Genomic DNA, 18,170 nt, shown 5'->3' with positions numbered 1-18,170 from the left:
TTTGACAACCCTGTAGGAGGTGAAAATGAGCAGTGCGGCGAGGTTGCCGGTTACCTGGCAAGACTATGCGGATCTCTGGGCGCACGATCCGGCGCATCAACGCGAATATGCCATCATCAAACCGACACTGGATGCGCTGGGCATCACGCCCGGCGGCAGCGGCGACGGTAATCCGGATACCTATCCGGTCAATACGCCGAAGAGCCTGTACCACGTCGACACCATCGGTGGCAATGATCCTCCGCCGACCACCGTGCCGGGAACGAACAGCGATCTGGGCCCAGGCCTGCCGCCTCAGGCGGAACCCTACAAGAGCATGATCGAGGAGGCCTCGCGCCGAACCGGCGTGCCGGCGTCTCTGTTGGCGGGGCTCATCCACGACGAGTCGCGCTGGCAAACGGGCGCCTCCAGCACCAATGCCAACGGCGGCGGCGACACCGGCCTGGTGCAGATGAACGACAACACGTTCGCGGCGTTGCAGGCGAAGCACCCGGAACTGCAAGGACGCAACAAGAACGACCCGGCCACCAATATCCTGGCGGGCGCTTACTACCTGGCCGACATGAAATCCCTGATGAAGGAAAAATACGGCGTCGACAGCTGGGAGATTGCACTGCGCGCCTACAACTCCGGTGAAAACGGCGTCGATCCGCACAACCTCAGCAACTTGCCGGCCGGCACCGGCGATCCGAACTACGTGACCAAGGTCATGAACTATTGGCACATCATCGACAGCGGCGGCCAGCTTCCGGCCTGAGTGGATGAGTGACAGCGTTGCTTGCCTGCGCGCGTCGTCGACGCGCGCAGGCATTTTCTATTGTCGACAGCGTTTGCGCCGTTCTTGCGGAGATGGAACCGGCGGCCGCGATGAGCCGACTCATGAACAGTTTCGATACGGAAAACCAGATGCGGCAACACCGCCCCGTACCGATGGCAGGCCCTGACGGCAGCACTGTACATAATGAATCAGCAATGGAGTAGCAACATGGTCGAACTACGAGTACTTAACGGCTATCACCGCGGCGCCACCTTGCCCTTGCATGGCGAGGCCCTGACCGTCGGCGCCGGCGAGGACGCCGATGTGGTGCTGGTCGATCCCGGCATGCAGGAGCGCCACGCCAGCGTCGCGCTGGCGGCGTCGGGCTGGTCGCTGCGCGCGCTGGACGGCGTCGTGCGCGACGCCGACACCAATCGCACCTGCGAGGAATTGCAACTGCCCCTCGGCGGCTTCGCCCGGGTCGATCATATCTGGTTGACCGTCGTGGCGCAGGACAGCCCCTGGCGCGACCCGCCGCCGGAACCGCTGGACGATGGCGCACCGGAACCGCTGCCGGCGGATGCGGCCGACAGCGACGGGCAAGAGGACGAAGACAAGAAAGACAAGGAAGAGGACAGCGAGGATGGCACCGAGATGCCGCCCATCGAACAGCAGGAGAACGCCCGCGTATTCCCGGGCCGGCGTTCACGCAAGCATCGCCTGATCCTGGTGCCGGTGGCAGTGGTCGCCGTGCTGTCGGCGGCTGCCGCGTATTCGATGACGCGCAGCTACGCGCCGCTCAACAATGCCGAATCATTCTCGGCGGGCGAGGTGGAAATCAATCCGGCCACCATGGAGCCGCTTAAATTGCCGGGCAGCGGGGCCATCAAGATGGGCTCGCTCAGCAGCATGGGCAATCCCGACGACATGGCGGCGGCACGCAAGGGGAAGGGCAGTGCCGGCCCGGCAACATCGCATCCGGCCGCATTGGCCACGGCTGCGCCGGTGCAGTTGTCGCCGGCGCAGTTGCAGGAGGCGTTTCGCCGGCGGCTGACCGAGGTCGACCTGATCAAGCGTTTCAACCTGGAACTGGATGAGCAGTCCTGGACCATGCAGGCCGCGCTGGACGAAGAGGACGCCGAACGCTTCCAGCGCATGCTCAAGGCCTTCATGAAGCGTTATGACATCCACTTTCCGGTCAACGTCAAGATCGGCAGCGCCGAGGCTATGCTGCCGTTCCGCATCCAGCAAGTCATTTCAGGCAACAACGCCAGCATCGTCACCGACGACGGCCGGCGCATGTATGTCGGCGACGAATATCGCGGCACCAAGCTGGCGGCCATCGACGGCAACCAGCTGAGCTTTACCGGCAAGCGTTCCATCGATATCAAATGGTAGCCGCAGAGGCGTTTTCCGCGGCCCTGGCGCAGCGTCTGGACGGCGCGCAGGAGCGTCTGCAGGCGTGGCGCCAGGCGATCCCGGCCAAACCGGGCTTTTCCAGTCATGGAAAAGTCTCGCAAGTGCTGGGCACGCTGATTGAAGCCCATATGCCGCCGGTACAGATCGGCGAGCTGTGCCATCTGATCAATCCCGATGTCGCCGCCAAACCCATGCTGGCCGAAGTGGTCGGCTTTACCGATCGCGCCGCCATCCTGTCGGCGCTCAGTCCGTTGGAAGGCGTGTCCACGCGCACCGTGATCGAGCCCTTGCGGCGCGCCCATTCGATTGACGTCGGCGACCACTTGTTCGGTTGCGTGCTGGACGGTTTTGGCCGCTGGATGTTTCGCGCTCCGGCCGCGGTGGACAACGTCGCCACCTGGCGCGCCACCGTGCCGGTCATGCGCGACGCACCCAAGGCCACCGACCGGCCGCGCATCGCCACGCCATTGGCCACCGGCGTACGCGCCATCGACGGCTTGCTGACCATGGGCATCGGCCAGCGCATCGGCGTGTTCGCCGGCCCGGGCTGCGGCAAGACCACCCTGATGGCCGCCATCGCACGCGGTTGCGAGGCCGAAGCCATCGTGTTCGGCCTGATCGGCGAACGCGGTCGCGAACTCAATGAGTTCCTCGAACATGAACTGGACGCCGAGCTGATCCGCAAGACCATCGTGGTGTGCGCCACGTCGGATCGGACTTCCATGGAGCGTTCGCGCGCGGCGTTTACCGCCACGGCGATTGCCGAAGCGTTTCGCGACCGCGGCAAGAAGGTCTTGCTGCTGGTCGACTCCCTGACCCGCTTTGCGCGCGCCCAGCGCGAGATCGGATTGGCCGCGGGGGAACCGCCGGCGCGCGGCGGTTTTACGCCATCCGTCTACACCATGCTGCCGCGCCTGATCGAACGCGCCGGCGGCACGCCGCAAGGCTCGATCACCGCCATGTATACCGTGCTGGTGGACGGCGAATCGGCCTCCGACCCCATCGGCGACGAAGCCAAATCGCTGCTCGACGGTCATATCCTGTTGACGCGCAAGCTGGCCGAGCAGGGCCACTATCCGGCCATCGACGTGCTGGCCAGCATCAGCCGCGTCATGAGCAACGTGACTTCGCGCGAGCATCGCAAGGCGGCTTCCCATTTCCGCGAGTTGATGGCGCGCTATCAGGAAATGGAATTGCTGATCCGGCTCGGCGAATACAAGTCCGGCACCGACCCGGTGGCCGACCGCGCCATGCAGTTGCGTCCGGACCAGTTGAGTTTCCTGCGCCAGGACACCAGCTCCAGTGCGGCGTATGACAAGACGCTGGCCAAGATCATGGAAATGCAAGGATGAACGCGCCCGGGGCAACGGCAGGATTCGGCGCTCCGCGCGGCCGCCGCGAAGTGGCCGATGTGGCCGAACCCAAGGTCAAGGACAAGCGGCTCGACCAGTTGCTGCATGTGCGCAAGCAACGCCTGGGGCGCCTCGAGCGCGAGCGCAACGAGGCGCGCGAAGCCTGGCGACGGCAACGGCAGGTGCTGCACGACAGCAAGCTGCGCTGGCGCCAGGCCAAGAACGACACGGCGCAGCAATGGCAGCAGTCGCGGGCGCAGTTCCTGGCCATGACCATCACCAGCGGACAATTCCGCAAGGCCAAGTCGGTGTACGAACGCATGAAAAAAGAGACGGCACAGTACTACCTCGAATGCCAGAACAAGCTGCGCGTTTGCCGTGAGGCCGGCGTGCGTTTCTTCCAGGCCCGCTTGCAAGTGCTGGAGGTCAGCCGCCAGCAAGAGAAACTGACCATCCTGCGCGACGAGATGCTGGCGCAGGCGCTGGCGGCCACGGCGGAGAACTGAGATGGCGCTCGATTCCTTGACGTCGATCTGGACGGAAGCACCGTCCGAGCCGCCGGCGCCACGTCCCAAGCCGCGCCCGGCGGCGCCGATGGCCGGCGTCGCGGTGCGCACCCCGACGCCGCCGACGCCGGCGCCAACCCCGCTACGCCAGCAAGCGCGTACTCAGAACAACGACGAGCGCGATACCCGCAAGAGCAACCAGCGCAATGAAACGGCCGGCGCCGGCACTTTGTCGGCGAGCAGCGTCTGGTTGCCGCCGGGCTTGTTTGACGCCTCCGGTGGCGACGGTCATTCCGGCGGCGGCCACGAAGCCTGTGAACAGGCCGGTGCTGCCGACGACAGCGGCGATTGCGATGCCGAGGCCTTGCTGGGTTTGTTGCCCAGCGACGGCCAGAGCGGCATTTTCGAGATCCTGTTGCCCAATGGGGAACGCATGGGCGTCATGGTCGACGTGCGCGAATCGAGCGCGTCGTTCCTGTTGTCTCCCTCCGGCGATCGCTTGCGCGACCTGCTGCGCAAGAAGCGAATGGAACTGGAAGAGGGGCTGGCACGACGTATGGACAAATACGTCAGGCTCGCCGTGCTGTAACTGCTGTCATTGCTTCAACAAAGCGCCTTCCCACCCCGTCCAGGGCAGTTCCGCGACAAGGGTGGCGATAGGGAGTCCCATTGGCATGTGACGTGATCATCCACTACCAGAGCACCTATGTCCGATACCACTTTTTCCGATCCGTCTGCGACGGTGACCGATGTCGCCGGCTTTGCCATGCAGGAGCCGCTCCGTCGCAGCGTATTGTTGCGTGGCGCGCCGCGCGTTGGCAGGGCGCATGCCGCACTGACCCGGCGGGTCGGCAACGGCCTCGTGCAGTCGCTGCCGATGCCGGGTGCAAGTTTGACCTTGCAGCTGGCTGGCACCAGCAGCGCGTGGTCGGCGCCGCTGGTGCTGGCCGGCGCCGGCGGCGTCATCGAGATTTCTCAGGGCGCGCGGCTGTTGCAGGCATTGACCGGGATCGACCTGAACGCTGCGCCGGATGATGCCGGCGCCACCTATCCCGAGTGGCTGGCGGCGGCCGTGCTGGGCCGCCTGGCCGGCACGCCGCTGGCGATGTTCAATCGCCTGCTGCCCGGCACGCCCGGCATGCCGACCGCCAGCAAGCTGCAATTGAGCCTGCGGCAACAGCAACATGCGCTGGCGTTCGAGGCGCGTGCCGACGCCGCTGTCTGGGGGCAATTGCTGCAGGTCGGACAGTGGACGCCATTACGCACCGCAACCACGCAATACGCCGCGCTGGCGCTCTGCGAGCCGGTCGTGCTGGGCCGCCATCGCTTGCCGGCGGCGCGGGCAAGACAACTGGACGTCGGCGACATCGTGTTGCCGGACACCCTCTATTTCGCCGTTGACGGCAGCGGCGCACTCAGTCTGGCAGGCAGGTTCTGGCAGGCGCGCTTTCACCGTCCCGGCAGTGTGCAACTCATCGCTTTGGAGAACAGATTGGAAACGGAACTGGCCATGCAGCACCCACAATTCGCTTCGCCCGATCAGGATGAAAACGCTGCGTCCACGCAGCATCAGCAGCACCAGCAGCACGAGCATGACGGCATGCCCGCGCAAGCAGCGGCCATGGAGGACGACGCGCTCGACGATGTGCCGTTGCAATTGTCTTTCGAGCTGGGACGCGTCAGTCTGTCGCTGGCCGAGATCCGTGCGCTTGGACCGCACAGCATCCTGGGGCTGCATGACGGCAAGCCCGACAGCATTGCCATCGTCTGCGGCGGTCGCACGGTCGGGCGCGGCGAAGCGGTAGACGTCGACGGTGCGCTGGGCGTGCGCATCACCCAATGGGGCGGTCCATGCTGAGCAACCAATATGACATCGTCTCGTTTTCGGTGCTGCTGGCGATGCTGGCGCTGGTGCCGTTGATGGTGGTCACGACGACGTCATTCCTCAAGATTTCCCTGGTGCTGCTGGTGTTGCGCAACGCGGTCGGCGTCCAGCAGGTGCCGCCGACGCTGGCGATCTATGGCATTTCGCTGGCGCTGAGCGTGTTCATCATGGCGCCGACGGTACAGGAGATCGGCAAGCACGCGCTCACCTTCGAGACCAACACCGCCAGTTCGCGCACCACGCCGTTGCTGGTCAAGGCGCAGGAATCGTTCGAGCCGCTGCGCAAGTTCATGCTCAAGGTCAGCAAGCCCGAGCAGCGCGAGCTGTTCCTGGCGTCGGCCAAGAAGCTGTGGCCCAAGGAGGCCGCCAGGGACGCCCAGCAGAGCGACGCCCTGATCCTGATCCCGGCCTTTGTGGTGTCGGAGTTGCAGACCGGCTATGAGATCGGCTTCCTGATCTACATTCCGTTCGTGGTGATCGACTTGCTGATTTCCAATCTGCTGATGGCCCTGGGCATGCAACAGGTCAGCCCGCAGACCATCACGATTCCGCTCAAATTGCTGCTGTTCACGCTGGTCTCCGGCTGGGCCAAGCTGCTCAACGCGCTGGCGCTGTCGTATGCCTAGGGTTTGTTAACAGGCAGCGCATTCACTTCACGGAAAAGGTAAATCATGGCGGATACCCTCAATTTCTTCCAGCAGGGACTATGGATGGCAGTGATGTTGGCGGCGCCTCCCTTGCTGATCGCCACCATGTGCGGCCTGGTGGTGTCGCTGATCCAGGCGGTCACGCAGATCCAGGACCAGACCTTGCCGTACGTGGTCAAACTGGTGGCGGTGGCGGTCACGCTGGCCGGCATGGGTCGCTGGATCGGTGTTGAACTGATACACCTGACCGACCTGGCGCTGGCCATGGTGCCGGATGCCGGTCGCTGACGGTCGCCGGGGAGCACGTTGATGCATGCTTCATTGCTGATGGACATGCAGGCGTTGCTGGTCACCATGGCCATCGTGACGCCGCGTGTACTGGTTTGCCTGGCGATCCTGCCGGGCTTCGGCCTGAACGTGCTGACCGGCATGGCCAAGAACTCGGCCGCCATGGCGATTGCCTTGCCGGCCGCCTTGCCAACCTATTATTTCGTGCAGACGAATTCGCCGGACTTTTTGTTTTCCGGCATGCTGGCCTTCAAGGAAGCGATGATCGGCCTGATGTTCGGGGTGCTCATGTCGATTCCGCTGTGGGTGGTGCAGTCGATCGGCTCGATCTTCGACACCCAGCGCTCGCCGATCCAGATCCAGGCCAACAACGCCAGCGTCGACCGCGACGCCAGCGCCATCGGCGCCATGCTGATCCAGGCGGTGGTGGTGGTGATGGTGCAGGCGGGCTTGTTCTCGGCGCTGGCGCGCATCCTCATCGAAAGCTACGGCGTGTGGCCGGCGTTTGAATTGATGCCGCCATTCGAGCCCGGCCATTTCGACATCCTGCTCAAGCGCTTTGGCGAGTTGCTCTGGTATATCGTGGTGTACGGCGCACCGGTGATCATTCCGCTGATCCTCATCGAGTTCGGCTTCGCCATCATCGGCGTGTTTGCCTCCAACCTGCAGGTGTCGTTTGCGTCGGCGCCGATCAAGAGCCTGACCGGGCTGTTGATCCTGCTGGCCTACTGGGCGACGTTTTCACATTATGTGGCGGGCGACTTTGCGCACCTGCTCGACTTGGCGGCCAGCCTGATCGAGGTGCACAAGTGAGCGACGACAAGAACGAAGAACCCACCGACAAAAAGATCGACGACGCCAGGGACAAGGGCCAGATCGCCGTCAGCCGCGACCTGGCCAAGCTGGCCACGCTGGTGGCCATGGCGGAAATCGCCTTGACCACGGAATCGTTGTGGCGCGGGGTCATCGTCAACCTGATCGAAACCAGCATCCTCGACGTCAACCGCGATTTCGCGCCCGCCATGATGCAGATGCTGACCTCGGTCGGCATCTTTCTGCTGATCGTGTTCTTTACCTGCTTCCTGGTGTGCGTGCTGGTATCGGTGGCGGCCCACTGGGGCCAGTTCGGCGTGCTGGTGGCGACCGAGGCGTTGGAGCCGAAGCTCGACAAGCTCAATCCGGCCAATGGCATCAAACAGCTTTTTTCCAAGAAGAAGCTGATCGAACTGTTGATCACGGTGGGCAAGGCGATACTGATCGGCGGCATCGTATTCATGCTGGTGCGCAGTCATTTGCCGAGCATCGTTTCGCTCTCGAGCGGTGAACCCAAAGACATCTACCAGGGTTTCATTGAATTGCTGAAAGGCATATTCCACGTGATCGTGGTGGTGTGCCTGTGCCTTGGCGTGATCGACTTCGCGGTGCAGAAGTACTTCCACAAAAAAGAACTGATGATGGACCAGGAAGAAATCAAGCGCGAACACAAGGAGTCCGAAGGCGACCCCATGATCAAGGGGCAGCGCAAGCGGCTGGCGCGGCAATGGGCCAACGAGAGTCCGGTTGCCAAGACCGAGGACGCCAATGCCGTGGTGGTCAATCCGACCCACTTCGCGGTGGCGATGTTCTACGACGCCGCCGAACAGATGGTGCCGCTGGTGCTGGCCAAGGGCAAGGACGACGTGGCCCAGGCGATGATCCGGCGCGCCCGTGAATGCGGCATTCCGGTGATCCGCCATGTCTGGCTGGCGCGCACCTTGTATGCCACCTGCCGTCCCGATACGGTGGTGCCGCGCTCCAGTTACGAAGCGGTGGCGCAGGTGTACGCGGTGGTGCAGGAACTGGTGAGCACGCAGCAGCTCGACAAGGAAGTGGAGTTGGAGAGCTTCGGCGAGCCGCCGCAAAGCGAGCAGCCGCGCGCGTAAAAAAGGAGACAAGGCCAGTGAAGTCCCCCGAATTGCAAGCCCGCAGCGACCAGGACGGCACGCTCGACAACGCCGCCCGTGGGCGTGCGCGCCAGGCCACGCAAGAGGCCGAGCGACGCGTCCACGTTGCGCGCGTGCAGGCGCAACAGGCAAGCGACCCCGCCGCCGGCGCCGAGCCCGAAGTGGAAGGCGTGGCGCCGATGGACGCGGTGATCGGCGTCGAGGTCCTGGGCATGCCGGGCGGGGCACCGGCTGACGGCGGCGCCGGCAGTATCGGCAGCAGCGCCGGCGGAAGCAGTAGCGGCGCTACGGTGCACGCCAGCAGCCATGGCGGCATGGACGGTGCCGGCGGCGCATTTGGCGGCCTCGACCTGCTGCTCGACGGCGCCGACGAGCGTGCCGATGAAACCATCATCGGCAGCGGGGATCGCGCCCATCACCTGGCGCTGAAGTCGTCCCTGGTGATTTATCCGCCGCTGCCGTTGCGGCCGGCGCGCACGTCGTTGCCGCCGTTGCGTCCGACGTCGCGCGCGCAATGCCAGCGTCGTTGCGGCAAGGCCGGTTTTTGCGATCCGTCGTCCGAACTCGGTTGCGGCGGTGAATATTGCGGCAATCGCTACGAACCGTTGTGATCCTTGCCTATCAGGTGGAACCCGGCGCCTTGCGGCAACCACCTAACAGGACATGCAGGAAACGCGACTGGTGCAACCGGTCCGTGACTTGCTGCACTTTCAGCGGCATTTTGCAACAGCCTCTTAACGTATTTCGTGGAGCCGGAAAACATGGATGCAACATCACAGGTAGCAGCGGTCTCTGGAATCTCTTCGCGCGGCGCCGAACAAAAGACGCAATTCTCACTTGAAATACACGCAGTCGACGGTGGCGACACTACTCAGTTTCGCGCTGCGCTGGAACGCCAGATGCAGCAAAAAATCCCGGCCATCAAACCGGACAGCCATTCGCTCGGCAGCGCCATCGCCGGTCGCGCCACCAACCTGGCGTCACAGGTCAAGCAAGACCAGCAGTACGTCTCCAAACTGCTGGAGCAGGCCACCCGCACCGGCGACTCGCTGCAACTGATGAAGGCCATGATGGCGCTCAACGACTATCAGTTGCGCGTGCAGACCATTTCCAAGACGGTATCGAAAGCGGCGTCGTCCGTCGATTCGCTGACCAAGCTGCAGTAAGTTTCCGGGGAATCCGTCGCGGTCATTGCGGCGGATTCCATGCCCTTATCGTCATCCAGTCCGGCCCCTGGGTCGGTATCCGCGTCCGTGAAAAAATGAAAAAACTGTTCAATTGGGGAGCATTCCTCGTGGCGTCGCTATTGCTGGCGGCCTGCACCAAGATGGTTGTGTTGCAGGCCGGCCTGACCGACGTCGACGCCAATGAAATCGTGCTGGTGCTCAACCGCAAGGGCATCGAGGTCGACAAACAGAAAACCAAGGAAGGCGTCGTGCTGTCGGTGCGCGAGCCGGACCTGTCGCGCGCCACCGAGGCGCTCAACATCGCCGGCCTGCCGCGTCGCAACCTGTCCAACCTGGGCGAGGTGTTCAAGAAGCAGGGCATGATCTCGACACCGATGGAAGAGCGTATCCGCTATATCCACGGCTTGTCGGAAGAACTGGAATCGACCCTGCAACAGTTCGACAACGTGGTGGCCGCGCGCGTGCACGTGGTGCTGCCGGAGCGCATCGCACCGGGCGAGCCGATCCAGCCGTCGTCGGCGGCGGTGTTCATCAAATACCATCCGCCGCTCGACGAAGACACCGTCACGCCGCGTGTGCGCCGGTTGGTGGCGTCGGCGATTCCCGGCCTGTCGGGCGACGACGGCCGCAACAAGGTGTCGGTGGTGATGATGCCGGGAGAGGCACCGCCACCGGGCATCGAATGGACCACGGTGGGACCGTTCACGGTCGCGGCCACATCGGCCAGCGGCCTGATGTTTACCCTGATCGTGATGACATTGCTGGCGTTGTCGGGCGCAGGCTACGTGGGATTCCGCCAGGCCCTGCGGAATCCACGGGTGGCGCGCATGGTGCTGCAACTGGCCATGCGTCGGGCCGCCAAACGCAGTGCCGCCGCCGGCCAGGCAGCGGCCGCGCCGGATGCCTCGGCGGCGCCGCTGCGTGAAGCGAAATCGTAACGAGCATGGCGACCTCATCGTCTGCGGCGCCGTTGGCGCCGACTTTCCTCGACTGGTGGTTTGCACCCTGGAACTATCTTGACGCTCACGCGTTGGCGCTGGCGGACGGCATGCTGGCACAGCGCGACGGCTATCGTTCGTGGTGCGCCAAGGCGGGCGTGGCGGCCGATTTTCCATCCCGGTTCGACGCCGCCTGGCATATCGCCGCGTTGCAGCGACCGCAGGAATTACGTCGTTGCGCCGCCTTGTTCGGCGGCCTGTTTGCCGCCCGCACGCATGGCAAGGTCAGCCAGGCCATCCTGGCGCAGCTGCCGCGCGCGCAGCAACGCTGGTGCATGAGCGTGGCCATGGCGCAGCCGCTGGCGCCGGCCGGCGTGGTGCTGGGGCCGGATGCGGGCGCGGAAGAACAAGGACTGGCAGAACTGGCGTTGCGCCTGGAGCGACGCTTTCCCGGCATGTGGTCGCGTCTGGCGCTGCTGTTGCCGACGCATCAGGCGCAGGCGCTGGGGCAGTCGGTGCGGCAGGCTCTGGCCGCCGGCGCGGTCGAGTCGGACGCCGCCAATCTGCGCGTCCAGCGTTGCTGGAAGATTTGCCTCGAACGGGTGCGAGCGGGGGCAGGGTAAGCAGGACCACAGAAGCAGGACCACAGCAGCCATTGAGGATGAAGATGAACGATTTTTGCATCGAGACGATTGCGGTACCGGACAAATTGCGGCCGGCTCATGGCGTGCTGCGTGTTGCGTCATTGCGGGTGGCGACCGAGGCCACCCTTGCTGCAGCCCTGACGATGCAGGAGGCGAGCGCGCAAGCCCAGGCGGTACAGGCCGCGGCGCAACGGCAGGCGCAGGACGCCGTGCGACAGGAGCAGGAAGAAGTGGCGCGGCGCGCCACCGGCCTGTTGCAGGCCTTGCAGCAGGCGCAACACCTCTTGATCGAGCAGGTCGATGCGCTGGTGGTGGCGCTGGCGCAGGAAACCTTCGACCGGCTGGTGCTGGAGCTGACGCCGCGCGAAAGGATCGAGGCGGCGTTCCGACGGGTAGTGCAGGAAGCGCCCGCCAAGTTGACGACGCCGGCCCTGTCCGTGCATCCCGACGACCTGGCGCTGGTGCCGCAGAGCGCCTGGGAGTTAAAGCCTGATCCCAGGCTCGCGCCCGGCACTTGCCGGCTGGAAGCCGCCAGCGGCGAATGGCGCGCGGAATTCAATCTTGCCGTCGACGCACTGCGCGCCGCATTGGGCGACGCCGGCCAGGTCATCGTGGCCCGGGCTGCACCGGCGGGACAGCCCGGGGAAGAATCAGGACTGTCATAAATGTTGAGCCTTCCGTCGCCGAACTGTCGGCGTTGTCGCGTCACTTATCGATGACAGCAACATCCCCCCGGTCTTTCACCGTACAGCAAGGAGAACCACCATGAGCAATCAGAATCCGGTATTGCAGAACTTGCGCCACCTGAACCAGAAGTTCGACGACATCGGCAACCAGCTCAATGACTTCAACCGTCGCCAGGCCGATGGCGAGATGCCGGACCCGGCACAGTTTGTCGATCTGCTGCAAAAGCAATCGGTCACTCGCACCGCCATGACGGCGCAATTCAACCTGCTGCAAAAACCCCTCAAGACCGTCCTGAACGAATCCAAGTAAGGCCATGGCGAACAACTCCCTGGAGCAGTGGCTGCAAGAGCTGCCGCTCGACGAAGTAGTTGAGATCGACGGCGAATCGGTATTCCTGAACGTGCATCCGCATGGCGCCGAACTGGGCGTCTATCTGGCCAATTCCTGCACCGACCAGACGATGAGCGACGCCTTGCGCACCGGCTTTCAGAGTGCGCTCAGTTTTGACGCCGGGCTGGGTGTCTCCGGCGAGGGAAATCATCTCACGCTGTCGCGCTGGCTGCCGCATGTCGAATCCTGGAGCGACGTGTCCGAGGCGCTTGAAGAGCTGCTGAACCAGACGGCCATGTGGCGCGCCGCCATGGCCTACAGCGGTCCGGCCCGGGATGACAACCGCAATCGTAATGAAGCGCGCGTGCGCCAACTCTTTTCCGAGGAATAAGATGAAACTCCCTGAGCTTCTCAAGTCGTGGTGCATGGGATGCCTGCTGGTGGTGCTGCTGCTGTGGGGCACCACCTTGCATGCAGCGGTGCCGGCGGCATGGAAGGACACCGGCTTTTCCATCAACGCCAACGGCATGACCTTGCGCAGCGTGGCCGAAGAATTCAGCCGCACCTACGGCGTGCGATTGCAAATGAGCGCCGAGAGCGACCGCATCGTCAAGGGCCGGCTCAAGGCCGACAACGGTATCGAATTTCTCAACCGTCTGGCCGGCACCTACAAGTTCCGCTGGTTCGTCTATAACGAAACGCTCTATGTGGTGCCGGCCAATGACAATACCTCGGCGCGCATGGACATCGGCGAGGATGCCGTGCAGGACGCCAAATCGGCGCTGATCGGCCTGGGCCTGTTCGATGATCGCTTCGGTTGGGGCGAGTTGCCCGACGAAGGCGTGGTCATCGTCAGCGGCCCGCGCAGCTATGTCGAACTGGCGCGCGGGATCCTGCTGCCGGAGGAGAAGAAGGAGCTGCGCAAGGGCAAGCAGATCATGCTGTTCCGCCTGAAATACGCGACCGCCATGGATCGCGTGATCAACTCGCGCGGCAAGAGCGAGACCATCCCCGGCATCAAGACCATCCTCAGCAATCTGTTGTTCGGGCCGCATTCGTCGGAAAAGGTGACGGCGCCGGGAGCGAATTATGACGCCGACAGCAGAAAGCGTTCGCGTCTGCCGAGGAACGAACGCTCCAGTGATCGCCAGAACGCCGACGAGCGCTTCCTGCCGCTGTTTGCCGCGCCTGGCGCCAACGGCAAGAATGCATTGACTCAGGGCGGCGGCGGTGGCGGCGACGGCGGCGGCGACAGTCGGCGCTCCGGCAGTGGTGGTGACGACGACGGCCGTCCGCGTATCGAGGCGGATCCGACGCTCAACGCCATCATGATCTATGACAACATCAACAAGAAACCGATGTATGCGTCGCTGATCGAGCAGTTGGACATCCAGCCGCAACAAATTGAAATCGAGGCGCTGATCGTCGACATCGATCGCAGCAAACTTTCCGACATGGGCGTGGAGTGGGGCGTGCGTGCCGGAGCGGTGAACAGCACCATCAACAGCACCATGACCACGTCCAGCGGCACCACCTTGCCGCTGCCGGGAGCGACCCTGCTGATCAGCAACGCCGCGCGTTTCTATGCCCGCCTCAAGGCCATGGAATCCAACGGCGAAGCGCATGTGCTGGCCACGCCAACGGTGCTGACCCTGGACAACGTGGCGGCCGTGCTCGACCTCAGTCGCAGCGCGTATGTCTCGCTGATCGGCGAACGCGTGGCTGACATGTCCGACATCACCGCCGGCACCATGCTGCGTGTGATTCCGCGCATCATCCACGAAAACGGCCAGACGCGCGTACGGCTGGAGGTGGACATCGAGGATGGCTCGCTCGACAGTTCGGATGGCAGCAATTCATCGTCCGGTTCGAACACCAACACCGGCACCATCGCCGCCAGCGTTACCCGTTCGACCATCAGCACCCAGGCGATCATCGACATGCAGCAGACCCTGATGATCGGTGGCTATCGCGCCGAGTCGTTGACCAAGAACAAGCAGAAGGTGCCGGTGCTGGGCGATATCCCCTTGGTGGGAGGCCTGTTCCGCAGCGAATCGCAATCGACCAGCACCCGCGAACGCCTGTTCCTGATCACGCCGCGCATTACCGGCACCGACGGTGTCGCCGCCAACGCCATGTCAAAGACGACCGACCGCGCGCAAACCACGGCGCGTGAACAGCGTGCTGCTGCGGCCGCCGCCAAGCGTGCCCAGGCAAGCGAAGCGCCGCCGCCGATGTCGGCCACCCCGGGAGCGCCTGTTGGTCCTGTGCTTCCTGTTGTGCCGGCGGCACCCGCTCCGGCAACATCAGGCGGCGCCCCGGGCGCGCTCCCGCCGGGTACGCCGACAACACCGACAACGCCGACAACCAAGGTCGATGTCGCGGCGACCCCGACTACGGCAGGCAAGCCGCCGGCGCTGGCCGCCGCGCTGGAGGACAGCGCAGCCATGTCGATGCCGATGGGCGGCGGCGTGCACGTGCCGGTCCGTGTCAAGACCAAATGCACCAGGCCGAGCGGCATCGGCATGTTGTGAGCAGGACTGGATTTACGCCAGCAGGAAAGTAGTGCAATGGCTGCAGGGGGAGTGGAACTCAGGCGTTGCGGAGGTCCACTCACAAGCACCAGCCGGCAGGCCTTTGCGACGCATCACTTGCGTAACGGACGGCGTGTTGGCGACAGGATGTGGGTTTCATCACGATAAGCAGGCAGCGTCTCTCAAGGAAGTTCGGCAGCGACGCAAGCAGGCACGACAGTTTTCGGTATTGCCTTTGTTTACTGTTCACTCAAATCAGCGATTGTAAAGATTTGTGGTCATATTTTTTGAGAATTTTTATCTGGGACTTCGCTAACATCAGAAAAAATTCAATCGCATTCCAACGAGGAAACGCGAGAATTTTTTGACCGCCGTCACATCAGGAAAAGTGACATTGCCCGATAGGCAAGTTTGAGAAAACGGCAACCATGCAGATGTGACAACTGGAACGCATGCATTGATTCCAATCGATGTCGAGGATGTGCGTTCAGCAAGATCGTTCAAGGCTTTGCATTTATTTTCGTCAGCGCACTTCCGGAAGGATCGGATGCAGGCGCGGCGTCGGCGTCGCATATGTCATGGCGACGGGGGCGCTGCTGTTCCGGACGGGAGGCGCTTTTGATTTTTTACTATGCGGCAGAGAAGGGTAGGTTATGGTTTCGACATGCAAATCCGGCAGGCGCCGGGACAAGAGCGTCGGCTTGCTGGCGACTTCGATTTTTTTACTTTGCAGCGGCATGCAGGCCGCACCGGCCTACGCTGCGAAGGCCGATGCGCCGACCACCATGCGCTATGGCGGCAGCGCCGGATTCGGGAGCAGCGTGAACTTCGACCTGCTGGCGGTCGATACCGGCCTGGACGACTGCGACGACTTGCCGGCAGCCGCCGAACGGGTCCGCGACGACAGCGACACCATCCTGCTGGCCAAGCTCGATACCGAGAAGAAGAGTCGCAGCAAATCGAAATCATCGTCTGCCGGCAGCACCGCCAAGGAGACGCCGGCGCCCGCTGCCGCGCCTGTCGCAGTCGATCTCACGCCGACCGAACAGATGTGGGAAATCATCGTCTCCGACAAGACCCTCAACGCCGCCATGGCGCGTTGGGCGGCCCAGGCCGGATGGCAGCTGCTGTGGGAACTGCCGGTGGACTACTCGGTGGACGCCAGGACTACCGTGCGCGGCAGTTTTGAAGAGGCCGTCAACACCGTGGCAAAGAGCATGGAGTCTGCAGAGATTCCAATGAAAGCCGTGTTCTATCAAGGCAACAAGGTGTTGCGCATCATGTCGAAGGGGAGCGAATAATGTCTTTCAAAATCACCGCGCTGTTGCCGTTGATTCCCGTGGTCCTGGTGGTAGGCGGTTGCAGCGGACTGGCCAACAAGCTCGATACCGACATCAGCCAGAGCGGCGACAAGGTCCAGGATATGGTCAAGGAAGTCGGGCGCACGGCGCCCGGCGCGGTACTGCCGTCGACGCCGCTGGTGACGCATGAAAGCGGCATCTGGCTCGGCAAGAACGTGGTCAAGCTGGGACAGCCGGCGTTGCCGCCGATCTTTTATGAACCGACCACCTTTGACCGCACCATCAACTCGCTGACCGAACTGGCCGAACGCATCACCCTGCGTTCGGGCATCCCCAGCAAGGTGACTCCGGATGCCCTGAGCGTGGCCAGCGGTGCTTTCCGTACTCGCGTGGGATTGTCTGGCGGCGCAGGCGGCGGCCCGATGTTGCCGTTGCCGGCCGGATTGCCCGGCGACACGGCGCCGCCGGCAGCCATGCCGGCCGCCGTGCCAGCATTACGCAGCGCCGGTGGCGGCGCGCAATCGCCGGCGTTTACCGATGTACCCAACGGCGTGCGTATTTCATACAGTAATGGTCCGCTCAAGGGCTTGCTGGATACCTCGGCGGCACGCTTTGGCGTGTCCTGGAAATACGTCGACGGCAGCATCCAGTTCTTCCATACCGAGTCGCGCAACTTCCAGATCAACGCCATCCCGGGCGACTCGACATTTACGGCCACCGTCACCAGCGGCGCCACCTCGACGGGCGGCGTGTCCAGCGGCGGCAGCGGCAGCGGCGGCGGTAGTGGAGGCGGCGGCAGCACCAGCGGCAGCGCGGTGTCGGCCAACAATTCGCAGAATACCGGCGTGGCGTCCAAGCTGTCGGTCTATACCAGCATCGAGAGCGCCATCAAGGTCATGTTGTCGCCCTACGGCAAGGTACTGGCGTCACCCGCCACCGGCGCCATCACGGTGGTGGATACGCCCGACTCGCTGGACCGCATCGCCCTTTACATAGAGGGTGAAAACAAGGCCTTGTCGCGCCAGATCGCCATCAACGTGACGGTGCTGTCGGTCACCATCAGCGAGTCGGATGAATACGGCATCAACTGGACGGCGGTGTATCAAAGCCTCAACCGCAAGTTCGGCATTTCCAACAGCTTTACGCCGTCGACCGGCGCCGTCGGATTCACCGCCGGTATCCTGGGCAGCTCCAAGTTCTCCGGCACCACGGCGCTGATCAATGCCTTGTCGGAACAGGGCAAGGTGCGTCGCCAGACCACTGCGTCGGTGGTCACGCTGAACAACCAGCCGGTGCCGGTGCAAGTGGCGCGCCAGACTTCCTACCTGCAATCGTCGCAGACCTCGATCGTGGCGCAGGTCGGCACCACCACCACGCTGATTCCGGGCGTGGTGACAGCGGGCTTCAACATGAGCATCCTGCCGCACGTGCTGACCAACGGCACCGTGATGCTGCAGTTCTCGACCGATATCTCGACCTTGCGCAGCATTCGCCAGATCGAAAGCAACGGTACCCGCATCGAGTCGCCCGAACTCGATACCCGCAACTTCCTGCAGCGCGTGTCGATGAAGTCGAACGAGACCCTGATCATCAGCGGTTTTGAGCAAAAGGACGACAACATCGATTACCGCGGTGTCGGCACGCCCAAGAACATGTTGCTGGGCGGCGGCCTGAATGCGGCCAGCAACAAGGAAGTGATCGTGGTGCTGATCACGCCGGTTGCGATGGCGGCATCCTGATACAGGGGGGAAG

Annotated in this window: 20 protein-coding genes; all 20 read left to right on the top strand. The window is 63.5% G+C overall.

Translation table 11 applies throughout. The features are described from left to right. Window positions 1–25 precede the first annotated feature (25 nt). On the top strand, window positions 26–757 hold the full coding sequence (locus PMI16_RS10460; protein ID WP_007879242.1) for a lytic transglycosylase domain-containing protein: 732 nt from the start codon (window positions 26–28) through the stop codon (window positions 755–757). Between the two features lie 228 nt (window positions 758–985). Further along, window positions 986–2,155 carry an FHA domain-containing protein gene (locus tag PMI16_RS10455; protein WP_007879239.1) on the top strand — a complete coding sequence of 390 codons (1,170 nt, stop codon included), beginning with the start codon at window positions 986–988 and terminating at the stop codon, window positions 2,153–2,155. Beyond that, window positions 2,149–3,528: a FliI/YscN family ATPase gene (locus PMI16_RS10450; RefSeq protein ID WP_007879238.1), complete on the top strand. Its 1,380-nt coding sequence runs from the start codon at window positions 2,149–2,151 to the stop codon at window positions 3,526–3,528. Before PMI16_RS10455 ends, PMI16_RS10450 begins: the two co-directional genes overlap by 7 nt. Beyond that, a complete protein-coding gene (locus tag PMI16_RS10445) occupies window positions 3,525–4,034 on the top strand; it encodes a hypothetical protein (RefSeq protein ID WP_007879237.1) in 510 nt (169 codons plus the stop codon). Before PMI16_RS10450 ends, PMI16_RS10445 begins: the two co-directional genes overlap by 4 nt. 1 nt (window position 4,035) lies before the next feature. Next, a complete protein-coding gene (locus PMI16_RS26445) occupies window positions 4,036–4,623 on the top strand; it encodes a hypothetical protein (RefSeq protein ID WP_007879236.1) in 588 nt (195 codons plus the stop codon). A 117-nt stretch (window positions 4,624–4,740) separates the two neighbouring features. Then, on the top strand, window positions 4,741–5,892 hold the full coding sequence (gene sctQ / locus PMI16_RS10435) for a type III secretion system cytoplasmic ring protein SctQ (RefSeq protein WP_007879235.1): 1,152 nt from the start codon (window positions 4,741–4,743) through the stop codon (window positions 5,890–5,892). Further along, entirely contained in the window at window positions 5,886–6,545 is a 660-nt protein-coding gene (sctR, locus tag PMI16_RS10430; protein ID WP_007879234.1) for a type III secretion system export apparatus subunit SctR, read from the top strand. Before sctQ ends, sctR begins: the two co-directional genes overlap by 7 nt. Window positions 6,546–6,590: 45 nt before the next feature. Next, window positions 6,591–6,854, top strand: a complete 264-nt coding sequence (gene sctS / locus PMI16_RS10425) for a type III secretion system export apparatus subunit SctS (protein WP_007879231.1) — start codon at window positions 6,591–6,593, stop codon at window positions 6,852–6,854. A gap of 21 nt (window positions 6,855–6,875) precedes the next feature. Then, window positions 6,876–7,667, top strand: coding sequence for an EscT/YscT/HrcT family type III secretion system export apparatus protein (locus PMI16_RS10420; RefSeq protein WP_007879230.1), 792 nt, complete (start codon window positions 6,876–6,878; stop codon window positions 7,665–7,667). Beyond that, on the top strand, window positions 7,664–8,776 hold the full coding sequence (gene sctU, locus PMI16_RS10415) for a type III secretion system export apparatus subunit SctU (RefSeq protein WP_007879229.1): 1,113 nt from the start codon (window positions 7,664–7,666) through the stop codon (window positions 8,774–8,776). Before PMI16_RS10420 ends, sctU begins: the two co-directional genes overlap by 4 nt. 17 nt (window positions 8,777–8,793) lie before the next feature. Beyond that, window positions 8,794–9,408, top strand: coding sequence for a hypothetical protein (locus PMI16_RS10410; RefSeq protein WP_007879227.1), 615 nt, complete (start codon window positions 8,794–8,796; stop codon window positions 9,406–9,408). Between the two features lie 150 nt (window positions 9,409–9,558). After that, window positions 9,559–9,963, top strand: a complete 405-nt coding sequence (locus PMI16_RS10405; protein WP_007879225.1) for an EscI/YscI/HrpB family type III secretion system inner rod protein — start codon at window positions 9,559–9,561, stop codon at window positions 9,961–9,963. Window positions 9,964–10,058: 95 nt separating this feature from the next. Further along, on the top strand, window positions 10,059–10,922 hold the full coding sequence (sctJ, locus tag PMI16_RS10400; protein WP_034379885.1) for a type III secretion system inner membrane ring lipoprotein SctJ: 864 nt from the start codon (window positions 10,059–10,061) through the stop codon (window positions 10,920–10,922). Between the two features lie 5 nt (window positions 10,923–10,927). Further along, complete coding sequence (locus PMI16_RS10395; protein ID WP_007879223.1) at window positions 10,928–11,545, top strand: hypothetical protein; 618 nt, start codon at window positions 10,928–10,930, stop codon at window positions 11,543–11,545. 44 nt (window positions 11,546–11,589) lie between these two features. Beyond that, on the top strand, window positions 11,590–12,231 hold the full coding sequence (locus tag PMI16_RS10390; protein WP_007879222.1) for a FliH/SctL family protein: 642 nt from the start codon (window positions 11,590–11,592) through the stop codon (window positions 12,229–12,231). 100 nt (window positions 12,232–12,331) lie between these two features. Next, window positions 12,332–12,562 carry a hypothetical protein gene (locus tag PMI16_RS10385; RefSeq protein WP_007879221.1) on the top strand — a complete coding sequence of 77 codons (231 nt, stop codon included), beginning with the start codon at window positions 12,332–12,334 and terminating at the stop codon, window positions 12,560–12,562. 4 nt (window positions 12,563–12,566) lie between these two features. Then, window positions 12,567–12,974 (top strand): hypothetical protein, encoded by a 408-nt coding sequence (locus PMI16_RS10380; RefSeq protein WP_007879220.1) that lies wholly within the window; start codon window positions 12,567–12,569, stop codon window positions 12,972–12,974. A gap of 1 nt (window position 12,975) precedes the next feature. Next, window positions 12,976–15,117 (top strand): type III secretion system outer membrane ring subunit SctC, encoded by a 2,142-nt coding sequence (sctC, locus tag PMI16_RS10375; protein WP_007879215.1) that lies wholly within the window; start codon window positions 12,976–12,978, stop codon window positions 15,115–15,117. A gap of 653 nt (window positions 15,118–15,770) precedes the next feature. Further along, a complete protein-coding gene (locus PMI16_RS10365) occupies window positions 15,771–16,418 on the top strand; it encodes a toxin co-regulated pilus biosynthesis Q family protein (RefSeq protein ID WP_007879214.1) in 648 nt (215 codons plus the stop codon). Next, entirely contained in the window at window positions 16,418–18,157 is a 1,740-nt protein-coding gene (pilN, locus tag PMI16_RS10360) for a PilN family type IVB pilus formation outer membrane protein (RefSeq protein WP_007879213.1), read from the top strand. Before PMI16_RS10365 ends, pilN begins: the two co-directional genes overlap by 1 nt. Window positions 18,158–18,170 lie beyond the last annotated feature (13 nt).

The sequence above is a fragment of the Herbaspirillum sp. CF444 genome (genome assembly GCF_000282135.1).
Lineage (GTDB): Bacteria > Pseudomonadota > Gammaproteobacteria > Burkholderiales > Burkholderiaceae_D > Herbaspirillum.
Note: the sequence above shows the minus strand (reverse complement) of the source record. Positions and strands in the feature narration are given on the sequence as shown.

Bases quoted from the DNA above. Each gene is read 5' to 3' on its own strand.
- PMI16_RS10445 (WP_007879237.1), top strand. From the start codon at position 3,525: ATGAACGCGCCCGGGGCAACGGCAGGATTCGGCGCTCCGCGCGGCCGC.
- sctQ (WP_007879235.1), top strand. From the start codon at position 4,741: ATGTCCGATACCACTTTTTCCGATCCGTCTGCGACGGTGACCGATGTC.
- PMI16_RS10365 (WP_007879214.1), top strand. From the start codon at position 15,771: ATGGTTTCGACATGCAAATCCGGCAGGCGCCGGGACAAGAGCGTCGGC.
- PMI16_RS10420 (WP_007879230.1), top strand. From the start codon at position 6,876: ATGCATGCTTCATTGCTGATGGACATGCAGGCGTTGCTGGTCACCATG.
- sctC (WP_007879215.1), top strand. From the start codon at position 12,976: ATGAAACTCCCTGAGCTTCTCAAGTCGTGGTGCATGGGATGCCTGCTG.
- PMI16_RS10385 (WP_007879221.1), top strand. From the start codon at position 12,332: ATGAGCAATCAGAATCCGGTATTGCAGAACTTGCGCCACCTGAACCAG.
- sctR (WP_007879234.1), top strand. From the start codon at position 5,886: ATGCTGAGCAACCAATATGACATCGTCTCGTTTTCGGTGCTGCTGGCG.
- PMI16_RS10395 (WP_007879223.1), top strand. From the start codon at position 10,928: ATGGCGACCTCATCGTCTGCGGCGCCGTTGGCGCCGACTTTCCTCGAC.
- pilN (WP_007879213.1), top strand. From the start codon at position 16,418: ATGTCTTTCAAAATCACCGCGCTGTTGCCGTTGATTCCCGTGGTCCTG.
- PMI16_RS10390 (WP_007879222.1), top strand. From the start codon at position 11,590: ATGAACGATTTTTGCATCGAGACGATTGCGGTACCGGACAAATTGCGG.
- PMI16_RS10380 (WP_007879220.1), top strand. From the start codon at position 12,567: ATGGCGAACAACTCCCTGGAGCAGTGGCTGCAAGAGCTGCCGCTCGAC.
- PMI16_RS10405 (WP_007879225.1), top strand. From the start codon at position 9,559: ATGGATGCAACATCACAGGTAGCAGCGGTCTCTGGAATCTCTTCGCGC.
- PMI16_RS10450 (WP_007879238.1), top strand. From the start codon at position 2,149: ATGGTAGCCGCAGAGGCGTTTTCCGCGGCCCTGGCGCAGCGTCTGGAC.
- sctJ (WP_034379885.1), top strand. From the start codon at position 10,059: ATGAAAAAACTGTTCAATTGGGGAGCATTCCTCGTGGCGTCGCTATTG.
- sctS (WP_007879231.1), top strand. From the start codon at position 6,591: ATGGCGGATACCCTCAATTTCTTCCAGCAGGGACTATGGATGGCAGTG.
- PMI16_RS10455 (WP_007879239.1), top strand. From the start codon at position 986: ATGGTCGAACTACGAGTACTTAACGGCTATCACCGCGGCGCCACCTTG.
- PMI16_RS26445 (WP_007879236.1), top strand. From the start codon at position 4,036: ATGGCGCTCGATTCCTTGACGTCGATCTGGACGGAAGCACCGTCCGAG.
- PMI16_RS10460 (WP_007879242.1), top strand. From the start codon at position 26: ATGAGCAGTGCGGCGAGGTTGCCGGTTACCTGGCAAGACTATGCGGAT.